This is a genomic window from Labrenzia sp. R5_0 (assembly GCF_017743835.1).
Taxonomy (GTDB): Bacteria; Pseudomonadota; Alphaproteobacteria; order Rhizobiales; family Stappiaceae; genus Roseibium; species Roseibium algicola.
In genome coordinates this window covers 785,159-802,721 of record NZ_JAGHRK010000003.1, presented here as the reverse complement: position 1 = coordinate 802,721, position 17,563 = coordinate 785,159, and the positions used below count along the sequence as shown (strand labels likewise).

Genomic DNA, 17,563 nt, shown 5'->3' with positions numbered 1-17,563 from the left:
AGCAGGTCGGCTTTTTTTCCGTTCGCCGCCTCATCGTCACTTGGAGGATTGTCAAAACCGGGAAACAAAAAAGCCGGCGGAAACCGCCGGCTTTTCGGAGCTGGTCTCGGTTGACATCAGGCCGCAAAGGACTTGATGAAGTCCTCGATCTGCTGGGTCAGCGTCTGAGTGCGTTCTGCAACCAGGTTGACCGCCTGGCGGACTTCACCTGCCGCATCCTTGGAGCGGACCGCGTTTTCCTTCATGCCGGACACGCTATCGCTTGCCGTCTGGGTGCTGGTGGAGGCCTCGTTGACGCCACGGGCAATTTCGCCAGTCGCTGCGCTCTGCTCGGTAACCGCCGATGCGATTGCCGTTGTTTCCGCCGTTACATTGCCCATGATGTCGGTGATCTGCTGGATCGAGTGGGCTGCATCGGTGGTCGCTTCCTGAATGGCGATGATCTGCTGGGTGATGCTTTCCGTGGCTTTCGCTGTCTGATTGGCCAACTCCTTGACTTCCGCAGCAACGACAGCAAAGCCCTTGCCGGCTTCACCAGCACGAGCAGCCTCGATAGTTGCGTTGAGAGCCAGAAGATTGGTCTGTTCGGCGATGGTCTGGATCAGCTGGACGACTTCACCGATTTCCTGGGCCGCAGAGGAAAGGGTCGCGACCTTTTCATTGGTCAGGCTGGTGGTTTCGGCAGCTTCCGAGACAACCGCGGAGGTGGAAGCCACACGCTGGTTGATTTCCTCGATGGAAACCGAAAGCTCTTCTGCGGCGGAAGCGACGGCCTCGACATTACCCAGAGCCGAATTGGATGAATAGGCCGCTCCTTCAGCGTGTGTCGTGGTGTCATCTGCAACACCGATCAGCACAGTTGCTGTGTCTTCCAGCTGCGACATGGTGCCGGTCACATCCACGATGAGGGACGATACGCTGCTGCGGAAGGAAGCAGTCAGCTCTTCGCGCTGCCGCATGCGCCGAATGCGCGCCTCGTCTTCCGCCTTTTGCGCCTTGACCAGCTCCTCGCGCTCCGAAGCGCCGTCGCGCAGGACATTGATCGCATTTGCGAGCTGTCCGATTTCGTCGGCCCGTTCGCATTCGGCAAGGTGAATGCCATAGTCGCCCTTCGAAAGCCGGGCGACTGCCTCGGCAAAGGACCCGAGCGGCAGAATGACCGCACGCATGATGAAGAAACCGGCCATTGCAAGGGCAAGGACGACGAGCCCGAGGTTAGCGTAGGTCATGACGTCAGCGTTCCGGGCCGCACTCTGATAGCTCGCCACCTCAACGGCCAGCTCGGCGCGTTCCGTTTCCAGATGCTGGTGATGAAGATCAAGGGCTGCTTCCAGCGCCGTCGTCAGGCTTTCAGCTTCGCCGTCGAATGCCCCCATGAGCTTGTTGCCCTGCTCCGGTCCACCGGCAACATAGGCCTCCGCCATGGCTTTTCCGGTGTCGTAGTATGAAGGGAATTTCGCCTGAACGTTCCTGATCTTTTCAACAAGATCCGCATAACCGAGCTTTTCGGCGAGATCGATTGCCGCGGTGCTCTCGCTCTTGAAATTGTCGGAGAAGGAAACCGCAAGATCAAAACCGTCGTTCAGGCCATCAAGACCTCTTGTTGCGGAAATGTCTGTCAGCCATTGCTGCACCTGAACGATGTCGAACTGCATTTTCTGCAGTGAAATGGCCAGGTTCACGCCGTCGGTGGCAAAGGTTTCCGCCCCTTCGCGGAGATGCCCCGCGTTTTCTTCGAGCACGCCAAGATTGCGTATCGTGCCAAGGCTCAGCGCTGTCGCAACAACGAACAGTACAGCCAGCATGGCGATCATTTTGGATTTCAGACTTTGAAAGACGGACATGGTTAACCCAGCTTATGTCGCACCTGCCCCCTGCCGATGCGTTACTCTGGGCAACAATCTGATTTTATAAGATTTTTAAAAAATTAATTTAGGTGAACACTTAGGAACTTTTCACGAGTATGTATTTAGACAAAAACTACTTTCATCTTCAACAAAAACGAAAAGAGGACGATTTCTCGCCCTCTTTTAAATCTTACTTAAAGGCAGTTTTTGCCGATTACTTCATCGCCTGCATCACGGACACGAAGTTGGCCACCGCGGCACCACCCATGTTGAAGATGCCGCCGATCTCGGCGTTCTTGACCTGGATCTCACCCGCAGTGCCTGTCAGCTGCATGGCAGTGAGCACGTGCATGGAGACACCGGTAGCGCCAATCGGATGCCCTTTGGCCTTCAGACCACCAGACGGGTTCACCGGCAGCTTGCCACCCATTTCCGTCCAGCCTTCCAGCACGGCGCGAGCGCCCTCACCTTCTTTGGTGAGGCCCATGGCTTCATATTCGATCAGCTCGGCAATGGTGAAACAGTCGTGGGTCTCGACGAAAGACAGATCGTCCAGCGCCAGATTGGCATCGCCGAGTGCCTGACCCCAGGCCTTGGAACAGCCTTCGAACTTCAGGATGTCGCGCTTCGACATCGGCAGGAAATCCTGCACATGGGCAAGCGCGCGGAAGGCAACCGCCTTCTTCATGCCGAGCGCCGTTGCAGGATCGGTCAGGACGAGTGCGGCGGCACCGTCGGACACCAGCGAACAGTCGGTGCGCTTTAGCGGACCGGCGACAAACGGATTCTTTTCCGATTCCGCGCGGCAGAAGTCGAATCCGAGGTCTTTGCGCATCTGGGCGTAGGGGTTGCCGACACCATTCTTGTGGTTCTTCGACGCAATCTTGGCCAGGGCATCGGACTGGTCGCCGTACTTCTGGAAGTAGGCGTCGGCGATCTTGCCGAAGACACCGGCGAAGCCTGCCGGGATATCGCCTTCTTCCTTCAGATAGGAGGCCTTGAGCAGGTTCTTGCCGATTTCCGGACCAGGCGTCGTGGTCATCTGCTCGACACCGACGACCAGCACAAAGCGGGCGTCGCCCGAAGCAATGGCGCGCACGCCCTGATGCACCGCCGCAGAGCCGGTGGCGCAGGCGTTTTCGACACGGGTTGCCGGTTTGAAACGCAGCGCCGGATCGGCCTGCAGCACCAGCGAAGCGGTGAAATCCTGTGCCGAGAAACCGGCATTGAAATGACCGAGCAGGATCTCGTCGACATCTCCCGGCTCGATACCTGCGTCCTTGATGGCATCGACCGCCACCTTGACGATCATGCTTTCAACCGTCTCTTCCGAATGCTTGCCGAAGGGCATGTGTGCCCAACCCACCATGGCTGCCGTCATGACACTTCCTCCAGGTTTTTTGCCCGCAAGATGAAACCCGATTTCCGCCGGATCTCTTGTCCGTGCGGGGGGCTCCATCTTACGTAAGTTCTGTGTGCGGGGACAGTTCCAGCTTCCATGTTGCTTTGCAAGAAGAAACTGACCTAAACGTCATAACAATATTTTTCCATGTTTTATTTCAGTTACTTAAATAAGATAGTCCAAAGAGATAACACGCGTTGGCCACGCAGGCGCAGCATGTCGGAGGCTTCCGTCTTCGGCGAGGTCCGCGGCAGGCAAACCGATTGAGATGGTCACACCCCTGTCACTTAAGCCATGTAGGAAAAGCCCGTTCCGGACAAAATCGTGTTTCGTTCCTTTTCAGTAGCTCCACCGGTCCTGCCTCGCAGGGCCGGTTTTTGCATGTGCTCATCCTCCCCGTTCCACATGTGCGACGCAATTCACACATCGCTTACCGAAAGCAATTGCCGAACGACTTTTTCAACACTGTTCACTTGACCTGAGAAGGCGCTGGATATAGCCATTCAAAGCGCTTTGAAACCCATTAAGACCGCCTCAGAAGCGGAACGGAGACAACCGGCAATGTTCGAAGAAGCCGAAACGGGCCTGGAGGCTGATGTGCCGTCAGACATGAAGAATGACCCGGATTGGTGGCGTGGAGCGGTGATCTACCAGATCTATCCGCGCTCCTTCAACGACACCAATGGTGATGGCATAGGCGACCTCAACGGCGTCAGCGAACGCATGGACTACATTGCCTCGTTGGGCGTCGATGCCATCTGGCTGTCGCCTTTCTTCACCTCGCCGATGGATGATTTCGGTTACGATGTCTCCGACTATGAAGATGTCGACCCGATGTTCGGCACGCTTGCCGATTTCGACCGCATGCTGGCTGCCGCTCATGCGCGCGGCCTGAAGGTGATCATCGACCTGGTGATTTCGCACACCTCCGACCAGCATCCCTGGTTTGTCGAAAGCCGTTCGTCACGCGACAATGCCAAGGCCGACTGGTTCGTGTGGGCCGACGCCAAGCCGGACGGCACGGTGCCGACCAACTGGCTTTCGATCTTCGGCGGCCCGGCCTGGGAATGGGACAGCCGCCGGCGCCAGTATTACATGCACAATTTCCTGACCAGCCAGCCGGATCTGAACTTCCATAACCCTGAGGTTCAGGACGCGGTTCTGGGTGCCGCCAGGTTCTGGCTCGACCGCGGTGTCGACGGGTTCCGTCTCGACACGGTGAACTTCTATTTCCACGACAAGCAGCTCCGGGACAACCCACCCCTGAGCGCGACTGAAATGCCGTCCACCGTCGATCCGACCAACCCCTACGGCTATCAGGATCACCTTTACGATAAGACCCAACCGGAAAACCTGTTGTTTCTTGAGAAGCTGCGCGCGCTCCTGGACAAATATCCGGGCACGACGTCCGTCGGTGAAATCGGTGCGGACGGACAGGCCGTGGAACTGACGGCGTCCTATACGGAAGCCGGCAAGCGCATTCACATGGCCTACAGCTTCGACCTGCTGACGCCTCAACATTCGGCGCCCTACATCCGAAAGATCGTGGAGGAGATGAACGCCGGCATCGGCTCCGGCTGGGCTTCCTGGGCGCTGTCGAACCACGACGTGAAGCGGGTCGCCAGCCGCTGGGGCGAGGATCTGGACATTGCCCGCTTTGCACCGCTTGAAACCGCCCTCTGCGCCTCGCTGCGCGGCACCCCCTGCCTTTACCAGGGCGAGGAACTCGGCCTGCCGCAGGCTGAAGTTCCTTTTGAAAAGCTGCAGGATCCCTACGGCATTCGCTTCTGGCCGGAATACAAGGGCCGCGACGGCTGCCGGACACCGATGCCCTGGGTGAAAGACAACAGCAACGCCGGTTTCTCCGAAGCCGAGCCCTGGCTTCCGGTCGCGCAGGATCATCTGGCGCTTGCCGCCTTCGAACAGGACAAGGACGAAAGCTCCATCCTGAACCGGAACCGGGCCTTCTATGCCTGGCGGCAGGCTCAGGAGCCCCTGAAGAAGGGCGACATGGTGTTTCTGGACAGCCAGGCCAACACGCTGGTCTTCACCCGCAGCCATCAGGGTGAGACCGTGCTGTGTGCCTTCAACCTTGGCACCGAACCGGCCACCGTCACCTTGAACGGACTTGAGCTGGAAAACCTCAATGCGCCCGGCTTCAACGGCACGCTGGAGGGCGCCACGATTGTCCTCCAGGGTCTCGACGCGCTGTTTGCTCGCGTGAAATCCTGATTTCGCGCCTTCAATTCAGGCTCCGGCACGGCTAAATAGTCGCGCCGGAGCATTTCCGGCCGAGCAACCCAACGCCGGAACTTTCATGACCGACCGCCTGCCTCTTTCCGTTTTCATCATCGCCCGTGACGAGGCCGACCGGATCGCCCGACCGATCGAAAGTGTCATTGGCTGGGTGGATGAGGTCATCGTCATCGACAGCGGATCAACGGACGAGACTGTCTCCGTGGCCGAACAACTTGGCGCGCGGGTCATCCGCAACGATTGGCCTGGCTACGGTCCGCAAAAGCGTTTCGGCGAAGATCAGTGCCGCAACGACTGGCTGCTCAATCTGGATGCCGACGAAGAGGTGACGCCGGGCCTCGCCGCGGAAATCAAAGCCAAATTCGCAGACGGCAGTTACGCGGATGCTGATGGCTGGCGCATCATGATCCGCGATCTTTACGCCCATGAAACCGCCCCTGCCCCCTGGGCCTACGGATATCACCAGATCCGCCTCTATGACCGGCGCAAGGGCCGGTTCTCTGCCTCGACGGTTCATGACACGGTCCGGCCCGAGGAAGGCGCGCGCATCTCGAACCTTTCCGGCATCATGGCGCACCGGTCCATCCGGTCACTGGATTTTCAGGTCGGCAAATACAATCGCTACTCCGGCATGCAGGTGGACGACATGCGCGCCCGCGGCCGCAAGCTGCCGAAAAGCCGCCTCCTGACCGAATTCCCGGTGAGCTTCTTAAAGGCCTATTTCGTGCGCAAGTACCGCAAATACGGCTGGTGGGGCTTTATCCTGGCCATGAACTACGCCCACGCCCGCTTCCTGCGCGTCGCCAAGGCCTATGAGGCCGAGTTGCTGGACAGGACCAAAACGGACTGAGGCACGAGCTTCGCATTACCGTTGTCGCAGCCCCCTCACCGGACTTGCATCGGTCTTGCTGAGCCGTTCCATACTAGGCCGCAAAAATGGCAACCGGTTTGCCGACGCCGCGCAGGGCATGTTCGCCCATGGCATTGAGGCCGGTCTGGAGGTCTCCGGAAAGAGCAGCGCGTACCGGCTCTGTCAGGAGCAAGGCGCGGCCGAGGGGTTTGCACAGGGATTCCACCCGGCTGGTCTCGTTGACGGCGCGGCCGATCACCGTGAAGTCGAGCCGTTCCTCACCACCGACATTGCCGAAGAAGACTTCACCCCGGTGAAGGCCGATACCGATCTTCAGGGGGTGCCAGTGGATCGGGTCGGGAAGATCCTCGGGTGGATTGCGGTTCAGCTCGTCAATGGCCTCCAGTGCAGCCTTGGCGGCCTTCACGGCGGCATTCGCCGCCGCTGTTTCACCAAATGTCTTCTGATCGAACACGGCCAGAATGCCGTCGCCCATGAACTTCAGGATATCGCCGCCGTGGTTGAGCACGGCATCCGAGATCCTGTCGAAATAGGCGTTGAGGATAGCCGTCACTTCCGGTCCGCTCAGCCTGTCGGCGAGTTGAGTGAAGCCGCGCATGTCGGCCATGAAGACCACTGCCTTGATGGCCTCGCCATCACCGCGCTTGATCTCGCCGTCCAGCACGCGCTGTCCGGCGATCGGCCCGAGATAGGTGTCGGCAACGTTGCGGGCAATCCGCTGAACGATGTGGCGCTCGATGTGCAGCGCCAAAAGGTCGATCAGATTGCGGATCAGGTCTTTTTCCGCCGGAGGAAACCCACCGGGTTTGCGGGTTGCCAAGGTCATGGCATTCCGCTTTTCGTGTGAGGAACTGAGCGGCAGGGCGACATAGGTCGTGTATCCCTGATCGGCAAGTTCGCGCATCAGCGGAGCGGAATTGGCGCCTTCCTCGCTTTCCAGATCGACCTTGATGGTCTGGCCTTCGTTGATGACGTGGAAAAGCGGATTGCGGGTAAAGGCTTCCGATTTGGTCGCGTTGGCATCTGCGGCAACCTCGTCGCAGAAATAATCCTGACTGTTCCAGACCCAGGAAAAACCGATGACGCGCGGATGCAGGGTACCGATATGCAGCGTTGCCCGGTCGATTGCGAGGCCTGCAGCCTTGCAGCGCCACATGAACTCCTCGAACATCAGCATGACATCATCGATCCGCGTCGCTTCATGCAAGAGCCACGAATTCAGCTGGTCGATGCTGAGTGTCTCCGGCGCACAGGAAGGGCCTCTGCTGGAACGGGCAAGCAGATAGACATGAGGCGCGTATGTGCGCGGGGCTGGGTCAAGAAAGGCTTTGTTCATCGGGGCTCCGTGAAACGCTCTGGCTAATATCTCGGGCGCCGGAGATCAAACTTCAATCGGCAAAAAACCGAATGGTAGGAAATGCCCTCAATTGGCCCAAGGGAAACATCGACCCAAGGGCAACTGGGCATCGAGGACAACCGGCCCAACCCTCGAGACGCCGCTTGCGCGGCTTCTCAGGATAAAGACGCATGGAGTGACAGGCAGCTTGCACGCACCACACACGCCAACCCTGTCCTGAAGAAGCAGGAAACGCCGCCTCGAAGGTTGGTCAACCTGTTCTAGGTGGAACGAGAAGCAGCGCCTTAAAACGCCGCCTCTACACCGCCCATTTCCACATAAACGCTTTTGGTCTGGCTATAATACTCGATCGCGGCATGGCCGTTCTCGCGGCCGATGCCCGACTTCTTGTAGCCGCCGAAAGGCATTTCGATCGGAGTCAGATTGTAGGTGTTGATCCAGCAGGTGCCTGCCTGCAACTGGTCGATCACCCGGTGCGCCCGTTGAATGTCCCTGGTGAAAACGCCCGCGGCAAGGCCGAAGTCGGTGTCGTTGGCTCGGGCGATGACGTCGTCCTCATCGGTGAAGTCGAGCACGCTCAGCACCGGGCCGAAGATTTCCTCGCGGGCAATGCGCATGTCGTCCTTCACGTCGGCAAAGACGGTCGGCTGCACGAAATAGCCGTCCGGGAAGCTGGCGACAGAGGCTGAACCACCGCCGCACACCAGCCGGGCGCCCTCATCCTGACCGATCTGCATGTAGTGGAGCACCTTGTCGAGCTGCTGTTTGGACACAAGCGGACCAATATTGGTTGCCTCGTCCAGCGGATCGCCCAGAACCGCCTTGGCGGTGCGTTCAGCCAGCCGTGCCACAAAGGCTTCCTTGATCGCTTCATGAACGAACACACGCGTCCCGTTGGAGCAAATCTGCCCGGTGGAATAGAAGTTGGCATTGATCGCGGCGGACACCGCGTTTTCAATGTCAGCGTCCTCGAACACGATCAGCGGGGACTTGCCGCCAAGTTCCAGCGTTGTCTTCTTCAGATGCTCACCCGCAAGGGCTGCCACTTTGGCGCCGGTCGGGACAGAGCCGGTCAGCGAAACCTTGGCAATGGCCGGATGAGCGACCAGCTTTGCACCGACATCACCAAAGCCCTGAAGCACGTTGAAGACACCAGCGGGCAGACCGGCCTCGGTAAAGGCCTCCGCCAGTTTCAAGGCGCTCAGCGGGGTGACTTCCGAGGGTTTGAAGATCATGGCATTGCCGCAAACGAGTGCGGGAGCAGACTTCCAGCAGGCGATCTGGATCGGATAGTTCCAGGCGCCGATGCCGAAACAGATGCCGAGCGGTTCGCGCTTGGTGTAGGCGAAGGAGCCGCCCAGATCGATATGTTCGCCGGTAAGCGTTGCGGCCAGACCACCGAAGTATTCCAGGCAGTCGGCGCCGGACGCAGCATCGGCAATCAAGGTTTCCTGCAAGGGCTTGCCGGTGTCGAGCGTTTCCAGAATGGAGAGTTCCCGGTTCTTTTCACGCAGGATCTCGGCCGCCCGGCGCAGCACGCGGCCGCGTTCGGCTGCTGGTGTTGCCGCCCAGACCTTCTGGCCTTCCTGGGCAGAGCGGATTGCCGCCTCGATCACGGCATCGTCGGCCGCGCGGATCTGCGCGATGACTTCTCCGGTTGCGGGATACAGCGAGTCAAAGGGAGTGCCGCTCTGGCTCTCGACATATGAGCCGCCGACATAATGGGACGCTTGCGGTTGGGCGCGCATGGGTTGGCTCCTTGGTCTGTGTGTCTGCCGTTGGACTGCCGGGGATCATCGCTGGCTGGATTGCCAGTCCGGGTGGATCCACGGTTCCTGGTTGGCCGCGGGCAGCGGGGTCTTGCCGAGAATATGGTCCGATGCCTTCTCCCCGACCATAATCGAGGGGGCATTCAGATTGCCATTGGTGATTTGCGGAAAGATGGAACTGTCGGCAACACGAAGCCCGTCAACGCCGATTACCCGGCATTCAGGGTCGACCACGGCCATGGCATCATCCTTCGCCCCCATCCGGCAAGTGCCGCATGGGTGATAGGCGCTTTCCACGTGTTCGCGGATGAAGCCGTTCAGGTCCTCGTCGCTCTGCACACTGTCTCCCGGCTGGATCTCCTTGCCGCGATAGGGGGCAAACGCCTCCTGGCCGAAGATCTCGCGGGTCAGGCGGATACAGGTGCGGAAGTCTTCCCAGTCGTCTTCGTGGGACATGTAGTTGAACAGGATCGACGGCTTGGCCTTCGGATCGCTGGAGGTCAGCTTGATACGGCCGCGCGATTTGGAGCGCATTGGTCCGACATGGGCCTGGAAGCCATGACCTTCGGCTGCTGCCTGTCCGTCGTAACGCACGGCGAAAGGCAGGAAGTGATACTGGATATCAGGATATTTCACGCCCGCCCTGGAGCGAATGAAAGCGCAGCTTTCGAACTGGTTCGATGCACCGAGTCCCTGCTTCAGGAACAGCCACTGAGCCCCGATCACCGCCTTGGAGAACAGGTTCCAGTGCTTGTAGAGCGTGATCGGCTGGGTGCAGGCCTGCTGAAGATATAGCTCCAGATGGTCCTGCAGGTTGGCACCGACACCCGGCCGGTCGGCCACGACGTCGATCCCCATTTCGGCAAGATGCGCCGCCGGGCCGATGCCGGACTGCATCAGGATCTTCGGCGAATTGATGGAAGACGCCGACAGGATCACTTCGCGGGCAGCTTTTGCCTCGCGGACCTCACCGCCGGTTTCGAATTCCACACCGACCGCGCGCTTGTCCTCGATCAGGATCCGGCGCACGAGAGCCCCCTTGATCAGGGTCAGGTTACCGCGCTTCAGTGCCGGCTTCAGATAGGCGTTTGCGGCAGACCAGCGACGGCCCCGATGGACCGTCATTTCCATGTCGCCGAAGCCTTCCTGACGCTCGCCATTGTAGTCGGCGGTCACGCCATAGCCCGCCTGCTCGCCGGCTGTCTTGAAGGCGTCGAACAGCGGGTTCCACTTGGTACCGCGCTGGACATGCAGCGGACCGTTGGTGCCGCGCCAGCCGTCCTGGCCGCCATGGCTGTGCTCCTGGCGCTTGTAGTACGGCAGCACATGGCGATATCCCCAGCCACTCGCACCCATCTCTTCCCAGGTGTCGAAATCACAGGCATGGCCACGCACATAAACCATGCCGTTGATGGAGGACGATCCACCGATCACCTTGCCACGCGGTGTGGCCAGGCGCCGGCCCTCCAGATGCGGTTCCGGTTCGCTGGTGTACCCCCAGTCATACAGCGGCATGTTCATCGGGTAGGACAGGGCAGCCGGCATCTGGATCAGCGGACCGACATCGGTGCCGCCGAATTCCAGCACAAGCACCCTGTTGCTCGGGTCTTCCGACAGGCGGTAGGCCATCGCACAGCCGGCGGATCCGGCTCCGACGATGATGAAGTCGAACTGGTCGCTCATGTTGATCCTAGCTGCTCAATTCTTGGTGTTGCGCGCCAGGTGGACGGCAATCTGGGTTTCCACATAGTCCTCGACCAGCTCGATCGCGGCCGGCCGGTCGGTCTTGCCGTCGCGCAGGGCTTGCCGGATCCAGACGCCGTCAATCATCGACGCCGTGCCTTCGGCAATCCGGCGTGCTTCGTCCTGAGGCATGAAGGCCCTCAGATTGTGGGTCAGGTTCGAGGCAAGCCTTGCCGAATAGATATTCAGAAGACGATTGTTGCTGTCGGTGGTACGCGACTGAACGTAGAAGGCGAGCCAGGCCGCGATCACGGCGGGCTGAAACTGGTCGACTGCAAAGTTGCCGGCAATGATTGCCGAAATACGCTCGCGCGGGGTCTCCGCCTTTTCCAGGCTCTCGCGGATCGCCCGGCCGAGTTCGGTCAGGAGATGGCGCATGGTGGCGGCAAGCAACTGGTCCTTTGAGCCGAAATAGTGATGCACGAGACCGCCGGAAACGCCTGCGCGCTTTGCGATCTGCGCCATGGTCACGTCGCTGTAGCCGCGTTCGTGTATGGCATCGACCGTCGCGTCAATCAGACTGCGCCGCCGTTCCGCTTCCATTCCGACCTTGGGCATTTCAACCTCCGACACAGGGCGAGAGAAGAATTCGGCTCAGCGTTTCTGGCGATGACCAGACGGCGGCACATCCGGACAAGAACAAGTCCGGTTACCGATCGTCACGATCATGGTGCAGCAGCGTCAAGGAGAAGGAAAAGCCTTCCCAAGAGCCTCTGAATGCGCCTTGCCGCGTTCGTCTCACATCCAAGTTTTATTTTTAATTGATCAGTCAATCAATGAAAACTTGCATTTTTTTCCCGTGGATGTTTGGATCTAGGTTAGGCAGGCTGTGGGCAGAGGAAACTGAGGGCGTTAGAACCACACTGACACCCCATGCCCTGCAGAAAAACAAGAAAACAGACTTTCCATAGGAGGTATACATATGAAAGTAGCAGCGAAACTCGCTGGAGGCCTGGCGCTCGGGCTGATGCTCACGGGAACCGCCCTGGCAAACGATCCGGAAAGCTGCCAGACGGTTCGCTTCTCCGACGTCGGCTGGACTGACATCACGGCAACCACCGCCGCAACCTCGGTCGTCCTGGAAGCGCTCGGCTACAAGCCGGAAGTTAAAATCCTGTCCGTTCCGGTGACCTATGCGTCGCTGAAGAACAAGGACATCGACATCTTCCTCGGCAACTGGATGCCGACCATGGAAGGTGACATCAAGGCCTATCGCGAAGACGGCTCCGTGGAAACGGTCCGGGCCAATCTGGAAGGCGCGAAGTACACGCTTGCCGTTCCGGAATACACCTACGAAAAAGGCCTGAAGAGCTTCCAGGACATCGCCAAGTTCAAGGACGATCTCGACGGCAAGATCTACGGCATCGAGCCGGGCAATGACGGCAACCGCCTGATCATCGGCATGATCGATGAAAACCTCTTCGAACTGGAAGGCTTCGAAGTGGTGGAATCCTCCGAGCAGGGCATGCTGGCGCAGGTCGCCCGTGCAAACCGCCGCGAGGCGGACATCGTCTTCCTCGGCTGGGAACCGCACCCGATGAACGCCAATTTCAAGATGAAGTATCTTGAAGGCGGCGACGACATTTTCGGCCCGAACTATGGCGGAGCCACCGTCTACACCAACGTGCGTGCCGGCTATGTCAAGGAATGCCCGAACGTCGGCAAGCTGCTTGAAAACCTGGAATTCTCGCTGCCCATGGAAAACGAGATCATGGGTGCCATCCTGATCGAGGGTGAGGATCCCAACAAGGCGGCAGCCGCCTGGTTGAAGGAGCATCCGGCAACCTTCGAAAACTGGCTCGTCGGCGTGAAGACTTTTGATGGCGGCGACAGTTTCGCGGCCGTCAAAGGGGCTCTCGGTCTCTGATCGCTGACCAAAATCTGGCGCCGGTGCGGGTCTCCTGCCCGGCGCCACTGGTTTTCCAAGAACAATAATACCGGAGCAGTGGCGTGGACTGGCTCACAGAACACAAGCTGCCGATCGGGCCGTGGGCGCGCACCTTGGTCGATTGGCTCACCGACAACGCCTATTGGGTGTTTGACGGAATCTCGGCAATTCTCGAAACGCTGATAGACGGAATCCTCTGGTTGCTGCAGACGCCGCATCCATTGGTCATCGTTGTTGTCGCCGTCGCCATCGGCTACCTGGTCCACAGGACCATATCCTTTGCGGCTTTCGTGGCAATTTCCCTGCTGCTGATTATCAACCAGGGCTACTGGGAAGAAACGACGGAAACCCTGGCGCTGGTGGTTGCCGCGTCCGTGGTCTGTATGGTGGTCGGCGTGCCTGTCGGTGTGCTGGCCGCGCATCGCCCCCGCTTTTACGCCGCACTTCGTCCCGTGCTGGATCTGATGCAAACCATCCCGACCTTCGTTTACCTGATCCCGGCACTGATCCTATTCGGTCTCGGCATGGTGCCCGGTCTCATCGCGACCGTCATCTTTGCCATTCCCGCACCGATCCGTTTGACGCAGCTTGGCGTTTCCTCGACGCCGACCGCACTGATCGAAGCCGGAAAAGCCTTTGGAGCAACCAAATCGCAGCTGCTCTGGAAGATCGAGCTGCCCTACGCCCTGCCGCAGATCATGGCTGGCCTGACGCAGACGATCATGCTGTCGCTGTCGATGGTCGTGATTGCCGCTCTTGTCGGTGCGGACGGCCTCGGCGTGCCGACGTTGCGCGCCCTGAACACGGTGAATATCGCCCAAGGTTTCGAAGTTGGAGTCTGTATCGTCCTGATCGCCATCGTGCTTGACCGCTTCTTCCGCGCCGAAGAGGGAGGCAAACGATGAGCGAGACCAACAAATCGGCCGTCGTTTCCTTCAAGGACGTCGACATCGTTTTCGGCGAAAAGCCTCACACGGCTCTGCCCATGATCGATGCCGGCAAGACCCGGCAGGAAATCCAGGCAGAAACCGGCCAGATCCTCGGTGTCGCCGGTGCGACCTTCGACATCTACGAAGGCGAAGTCATCGTGCTGATGGGGCTTTCGGGCTCCGGCAAGTCGACGCTGCTCAGGGCCGTCAACGGTCTTAACCCGGTCATCCGGGGTGAGGTGCAGGTCCATGACGGCAAGCGTTACGTCAATCCGGAAACCTGCTCTGAGAACGATCTGAGGGATTTGCGCCGGCACCGGATCGGCATGGTTTTCCAGCAGTTCGGTCTTCTGCCCTGGCGCACGGTGGCGGAAAACGTCGGCTTTGGCCTGGAGCTTGCCGGCATGCCCGCAAAGGAGCGAGCCGCAAAGGTAGAGGCGCAGCTCAAGCTGGTTGGCCTGAACGGCTGGGGCGAAAAGCACGTACACGAGCTATCGGGCGGCATGCAGCAGCGCGTTGGCCTCGCTCGCGCCTTTGCGACCGACGCGCCGCTTCTGCTGATGGACGAACCGTTCTCGGCTCTCGACCCGCTCATCCGCGACAAGCTGCAGGACGAGTTGCTCGACCTGCAGAAGGAACTCAACCGGACCATCATCTTCGTCAGCCACGATCTCGATGAAGCCGCCAAGATCGGCTCGCGCATCGCAATCATGGAAGGTGGACGGGTGATCCAGCTGGGCACGTCGCAGGAAATCGTCAAGTCGCCGGCAACCGACTATGTGGCTGAATTCGTCAGCCACATGAACCCGCTGAACGTGCTGCGCGCGCGCGACATCATGGTGCCTCCGGGCAGCTTGCCGGGCTCGCTCGCCAGCGCCCTGACCTGCGATGCCGACGCTTCGGTGCGTGAAGTCGCACAGCTGAAAAAGTCCAGCAAGGATCCGGTCGTCGTGAAAGCAAGCGGCTCAATCGTCGGTGTCATTGGCGAGAAGGAACTGCTGGACTGCATGGCGTAAGGCGTGCGGTGATTTGGAGTTTTTCTGCACATTGAGCCTCATCCTGAGGAGGACCGCCAGGTCCGTCTCGAAGGATGGGCCACTTGTTCAGGAGGTTGCCGCCCATCCCTCGAGACAGCGCTCTTGCGCTTCCTCAGGATGAGGATGAACAAATCGGCCGCGCTGAGTGGGTGAAGATACGAGGCTGGTTTCATCCTCAAAAACAAACAAAAAACGGGACCTTTCGGTCCCGTTTTTCGTTGTTCAATCCGCGCCAGCCGTCCCCGGACGGAGGCTGCAGCCTGAAACCTTAGAGCAGCTCGAGCTGAGCAGCCTGCTTGCCGCGGCCGCGACGGTCGTCTTCAGCAACGAAGGAGATCTTCGCGCCTTCGACGGGCGTTCCGATACCGGCCTGCTCGAATGCGGTGATGTGGACGAAAACGTCCTTGGAACCGTTTTCCGGAGTGATGAAGCCAAAGCCACGGTCATGGTTGAAGAATTTAATGGTGCCGTTCTCGCGCATGGAGAAACCTTTCCGCTGGTTGGATGCGCCATCCCGTTTCCGGCAGGCGCGGATAAACGAGAAGTCAACAAGAAACGGAAAGCTTGGAAATTCAGAGCAGCGCTTGATGGAGCCCTGCCGAAGTCAGTCTCACCGGGTCTTTCGTCAGTCCCGTACGGCACAACGCGTACCGATGAAGAATAATGTAGGTCCAGGCGGCGCTTACGGCAAGCGAAAGATTTTTGCAGTGGTCAAACCGAGGCCACAAAGCCGATAAATCCTGTTCCGGTGGCAAAGTGACAGCTTGTGACACCAGTCACAGAGCCCGACCGGGGGGCGGGTTAGTTTCGTCTCATGAGTTGAGGCGGACAGCAGGGCCTCACGACACTGGAAGGGACACCGTCATGTTCAAGAAGTTTGCAGTTACCGCCTCTGCGCTGGCTCTTGTTGCCGGCGTCACACTGACCTCTCAGGCCACACCCGCACATGCCGCCAAGGGCTGGCAGGTCGGTGTCGGCGTCGCCAGCGGCCTTGCCGCCGGCGCGATCCTCGGGTCAGCACTTTCCCAGCCGCGTTATGTCGCTCCGCCCCCGGCCTACTATCCGGCTCCGCCAGCCTACTATCCGGCACCGGCTCCGGCCCCGGTCATCTACCGTCCGGCTCCGTGGAGCCCGGCCTGGTACAACTACTGCAGCCGCAAGTATCGTTCGTTCAATCCGAACACCGGCTACTTCCTGTCCTATTCCGGACAGTACCGCTTCTGCCAGTAAGGCAGTTTCCAACTTCGCCGGGCCATAACCGGCCTGAAAAGGCCACCGGCCACTCCCTGCAAGGGTTTCCTCCCCTCCTTGCAGGGAGTTTTTTGTTTGAATACGATCAATAACTAGAATCCTTATTTGCTGGAACGCCGACCCTCTGAAAGAATTGGTCATAATTGAGCGTTTTACATCACCTTAAATTGCAATTACTTGTGCTTTGTAAGTCTTCTCCATCTTCCTAGAACGGAGAAATACCTTCCGATCATCCAGATGTCCTCGGCGCTTCCGCTACATCTCTTCCGATCGGGCTGGGGGAACCACATGATTGCAAAATACCTTGGTGTGCTGCTGCCGCTCACTGCGCTGTGCATGACGATTACGCCCGCAAACTCACAACAAACGCTACCTGCCGTAGACGGGATCAGCGGCAAGATGTCCGTCAATGGCGGCAGTTCCGACGGAAGCGCGGTTGGAGGTGTGGAAGGCGCAATCACGATGCCGCTTGGACACAGATTCGGCCTGCAGCTTGATGCCGGTGTCGGTGGCTACGATGAACCCTTTGCAGGACAATCCGCCTATTACGGCGCCGGGGCACATCTGTTCTGGCGAGATCCGTCAACCGGCATGATCGGCCTTGAAGGTTCGTATTCCCATCTCGACGCTTACCAGGGTGTCGACGTGTTTTCCGCTGGCATCGAGGCCGAGCGATACTGGGGTCCAATCACACTCGGGGGCGTCGTCGGGGTGACCGATGGCAGCCGCGCGATCGAAACCAACGGACGCAGTCAATTCAGATATGATCTCGATGCCACGTTCGTGGCCGGCTCGAAACTCACCTGGTATCCTGACGAGAACCTGGCTCTGTCTGTGTCTGGCAGGGTGTCGGGTGGTGATGCATCCGGGGGGCTCGGCGTCGAATGGGCACCTCTACGTGATACGCAGCTTCAACCCAGCCTGTTTGCACGCGCGGCCCTGCGCGAAGGCGGCGAAGCCTACGCACTTGCAGGCGTCAGCATCTATTTCGGCGGCAAGTCCAAGTCCCTTATCCGTCGCCACCGGGAGGATGATCCCCCGATCGCTAATGTGATGACACTGGGAGGTCTCGGTTTTTCCCTGGGTGCGATCATGAAGTTCAAACAGCACAAGGACAATCCGACACAGCAACCTAACGGGACGCCTCCGTCTCTGCAAATACTTAGTTTACCTCAATAGGGCCTCCGGCAAGCAAAAACCGGCACGGCCGGCA

General features: G+C 59.3%; 14 protein-coding genes. 7 read left to right on the top strand and 7 right to left on the bottom strand.

The genetic code is table 11. The features are described 5' to 3' along the window. Nucleotides 1–116: 116 nt before the first annotated feature. Both J7447_RS19090 and J7447_RS19085 read right to left on the bottom strand, forming a co-directional pair. The gene (locus J7447_RS19090; protein ID WP_209170580.1) at nucleotides 117–1,844 is read right to left on the bottom strand and encodes a HAMP domain-containing methyl-accepting chemotaxis protein; all 1,728 of its coding nucleotides are present in this window, start codon (nucleotides 1,842–1,844) and stop codon (nucleotides 117–119) included. Nucleotides 1,845–2,061: 217 nt separating this feature from the next. Continuing rightward, nucleotides 2,062–3,228, bottom strand: a complete 1,167-nt coding sequence (locus J7447_RS19085) for an acetyl-CoA acetyltransferase (protein WP_023002209.1) — start codon at nucleotides 3,226–3,228, stop codon at nucleotides 2,062–2,064. Between the two features lie 582 nt (nucleotides 3,229–3,810). Here J7447_RS19085 and J7447_RS19080 point away from each other — a divergent pair. Both J7447_RS19080 and J7447_RS19075 read left to right on the top strand, forming a co-directional pair. Next, nucleotides 3,811–5,481 carry an alpha-glucosidase family protein gene (locus J7447_RS19080; RefSeq protein ID WP_031269821.1) on the top strand — a complete coding sequence of 557 codons (1,671 nt, stop codon included), beginning with the start codon at nucleotides 3,811–3,813 and terminating at the stop codon, nucleotides 5,479–5,481. Nucleotides 5,482–5,566: 85 nt separating this feature from the next. Further along, nucleotides 5,567–6,355 carry a glycosyltransferase family 2 protein gene (locus tag J7447_RS19075; protein WP_209170579.1) on the top strand — a complete coding sequence of 263 codons (789 nt, stop codon included), beginning with the start codon at nucleotides 5,567–5,569 and terminating at the stop codon, nucleotides 6,353–6,355. 73 nt (nucleotides 6,356–6,428) lie between these two features. On the opposite strand, the gene J7447_RS19070 is transcribed toward J7447_RS19075, so the two are convergent. The 4 genes from J7447_RS19070 to betI form a co-directional block, all read right to left on the bottom strand. Further along, a complete protein-coding gene (locus J7447_RS19070; RefSeq protein WP_023002212.1) occupies nucleotides 6,429–7,712 on the bottom strand; it encodes an adenylate/guanylate cyclase domain-containing protein in 1,284 nt (427 codons plus the stop codon). A 305-nt stretch (nucleotides 7,713–8,017) separates the two neighbouring features. Further along, nucleotides 8,018–9,481 (bottom strand): betaine-aldehyde dehydrogenase, encoded by a 1,464-nt coding sequence (gene betB / locus J7447_RS19065; RefSeq protein WP_023002213.1) that lies wholly within the window; start codon nucleotides 9,479–9,481, stop codon nucleotides 8,018–8,020. Between the two features lie 45 nt (nucleotides 9,482–9,526). Next, nucleotides 9,527–11,185, bottom strand: coding sequence for a choline dehydrogenase (betA, locus tag J7447_RS19060; RefSeq protein WP_152504677.1), 1,659 nt, complete (start codon nucleotides 11,183–11,185; stop codon nucleotides 9,527–9,529). A 15-nt stretch (nucleotides 11,186–11,200) separates the two neighbouring features. Further along, on the bottom strand, nucleotides 11,201–11,803 hold the full coding sequence (gene betI / locus J7447_RS19055) for a transcriptional regulator BetI (protein ID WP_023002215.1): 603 nt from the start codon (nucleotides 11,801–11,803) through the stop codon (nucleotides 11,201–11,203). Between the two features lie 364 nt (nucleotides 11,804–12,167). Between betI and J7447_RS19050 the strand changes: the two genes are divergently transcribed. From J7447_RS19050 to choV, 3 genes are all read left to right on the top strand, one after another. Then, nucleotides 12,168–13,112 (top strand): choline ABC transporter substrate-binding protein, encoded by a 945-nt coding sequence (locus J7447_RS19050; RefSeq protein WP_023002216.1) that lies wholly within the window; start codon nucleotides 12,168–12,170, stop codon nucleotides 13,110–13,112. A gap of 83 nt (nucleotides 13,113–13,195) precedes the next feature. Next, on the top strand, nucleotides 13,196–14,038 hold the full coding sequence (choW, locus tag J7447_RS19045) for a choline ABC transporter permease subunit (RefSeq protein ID WP_055657561.1): 843 nt from the start codon (nucleotides 13,196–13,198) through the stop codon (nucleotides 14,036–14,038). Continuing rightward, nucleotides 14,035–15,078 (top strand): choline ABC transporter ATP-binding protein, encoded by a 1,044-nt coding sequence (choV, locus tag J7447_RS19040; protein ID WP_209170578.1) that lies wholly within the window; start codon nucleotides 14,035–14,037, stop codon nucleotides 15,076–15,078. Before choW ends, choV begins: the two co-directional genes overlap by 4 nt. A 289-nt stretch (nucleotides 15,079–15,367) precedes the next feature. Here the strand turns inward: choV and J7447_RS19035 are convergent, their stop codons facing one another. Continuing rightward, nucleotides 15,368–15,580, bottom strand: coding sequence for a cold-shock protein (locus tag J7447_RS19035; protein ID WP_006934329.1), 213 nt, complete (start codon nucleotides 15,578–15,580; stop codon nucleotides 15,368–15,370). Between the two features lie 383 nt (nucleotides 15,581–15,963). Between J7447_RS19035 and J7447_RS19030 the strand changes: the two genes are divergently transcribed. Both J7447_RS19030 and J7447_RS19025 read left to right on the top strand, forming a co-directional pair. Beyond that, nucleotides 15,964–16,329 (top strand): BA14K family protein, encoded by a 366-nt coding sequence (locus tag J7447_RS19030; protein ID WP_023002219.1) that lies wholly within the window; start codon nucleotides 15,964–15,966, stop codon nucleotides 16,327–16,329. A 309-nt stretch (nucleotides 16,330–16,638) separates the two neighbouring features. Next, entirely contained in the window at nucleotides 16,639–17,529 is an 891-nt protein-coding gene (locus J7447_RS19025) for a hypothetical protein (protein ID WP_023002220.1), read from the top strand. Nucleotides 17,530–17,563 lie beyond the last annotated feature (34 nt).

What these genes read in the sequence shown, in the direction of transcription:
- J7447_RS19035 (WP_006934329.1), bottom strand. Translation starts at nt 15,580, where the DNA reads ATGCGCGAGAACGGCACCATTAAATTCTTCAACCATGACCGTGGCTTT.
- J7447_RS19070 (WP_023002212.1), bottom strand. Translation starts at nt 7,712, where the DNA reads ATGAACAAAGCCTTTCTTGACCCAGCCCCGCGCACATACGCGCCTCAT.
- J7447_RS19025 (WP_023002220.1), top strand. Translation starts at nt 16,639, where the DNA reads ATGATTGCAAAATACCTTGGTGTGCTGCTGCCGCTCACTGCGCTGTGC.
- choV (WP_209170578.1), top strand. Translation starts at nt 14,035, where the DNA reads ATGAGCGAGACCAACAAATCGGCCGTCGTTTCCTTCAAGGACGTCGAC.
- J7447_RS19085 (WP_023002209.1), bottom strand. Translation starts at nt 3,228, where the DNA reads ATGACGGCAGCCATGGTGGGTTGGGCACACATGCCCTTCGGCAAGCAT.
- J7447_RS19075 (WP_209170579.1), top strand. Translation starts at nt 5,567, where the DNA reads ATGACCGACCGCCTGCCTCTTTCCGTTTTCATCATCGCCCGTGACGAG.
- J7447_RS19080 (WP_031269821.1), top strand. Translation starts at nt 3,811, where the DNA reads ATGTTCGAAGAAGCCGAAACGGGCCTGGAGGCTGATGTGCCGTCAGAC.
- betB (WP_023002213.1), bottom strand. Translation starts at nt 9,481, where the DNA reads ATGCGCGCCCAACCGCAAGCGTCCCATTATGTCGGCGGCTCATATGTC.
- J7447_RS19050 (WP_023002216.1), top strand. Translation starts at nt 12,168, where the DNA reads ATGAAAGTAGCAGCGAAACTCGCTGGAGGCCTGGCGCTCGGGCTGATG.
- J7447_RS19030 (WP_023002219.1), top strand. Translation starts at nt 15,964, where the DNA reads ATGTTCAAGAAGTTTGCAGTTACCGCCTCTGCGCTGGCTCTTGTTGCC.
- J7447_RS19090 (WP_209170580.1), bottom strand. Translation starts at nt 1,844, where the DNA reads ATGTCCGTCTTTCAAAGTCTGAAATCCAAAATGATCGCCATGCTGGCT.
- betI (WP_023002215.1), bottom strand. Translation starts at nt 11,803, where the DNA reads ATGCCCAAGGTCGGAATGGAAGCGGAACGGCGGCGCAGTCTGATTGAC.
- betA (WP_152504677.1), bottom strand. Translation starts at nt 11,185, where the DNA reads ATGAGCGACCAGTTCGACTTCATCATCGTCGGAGCCGGATCCGCCGGC.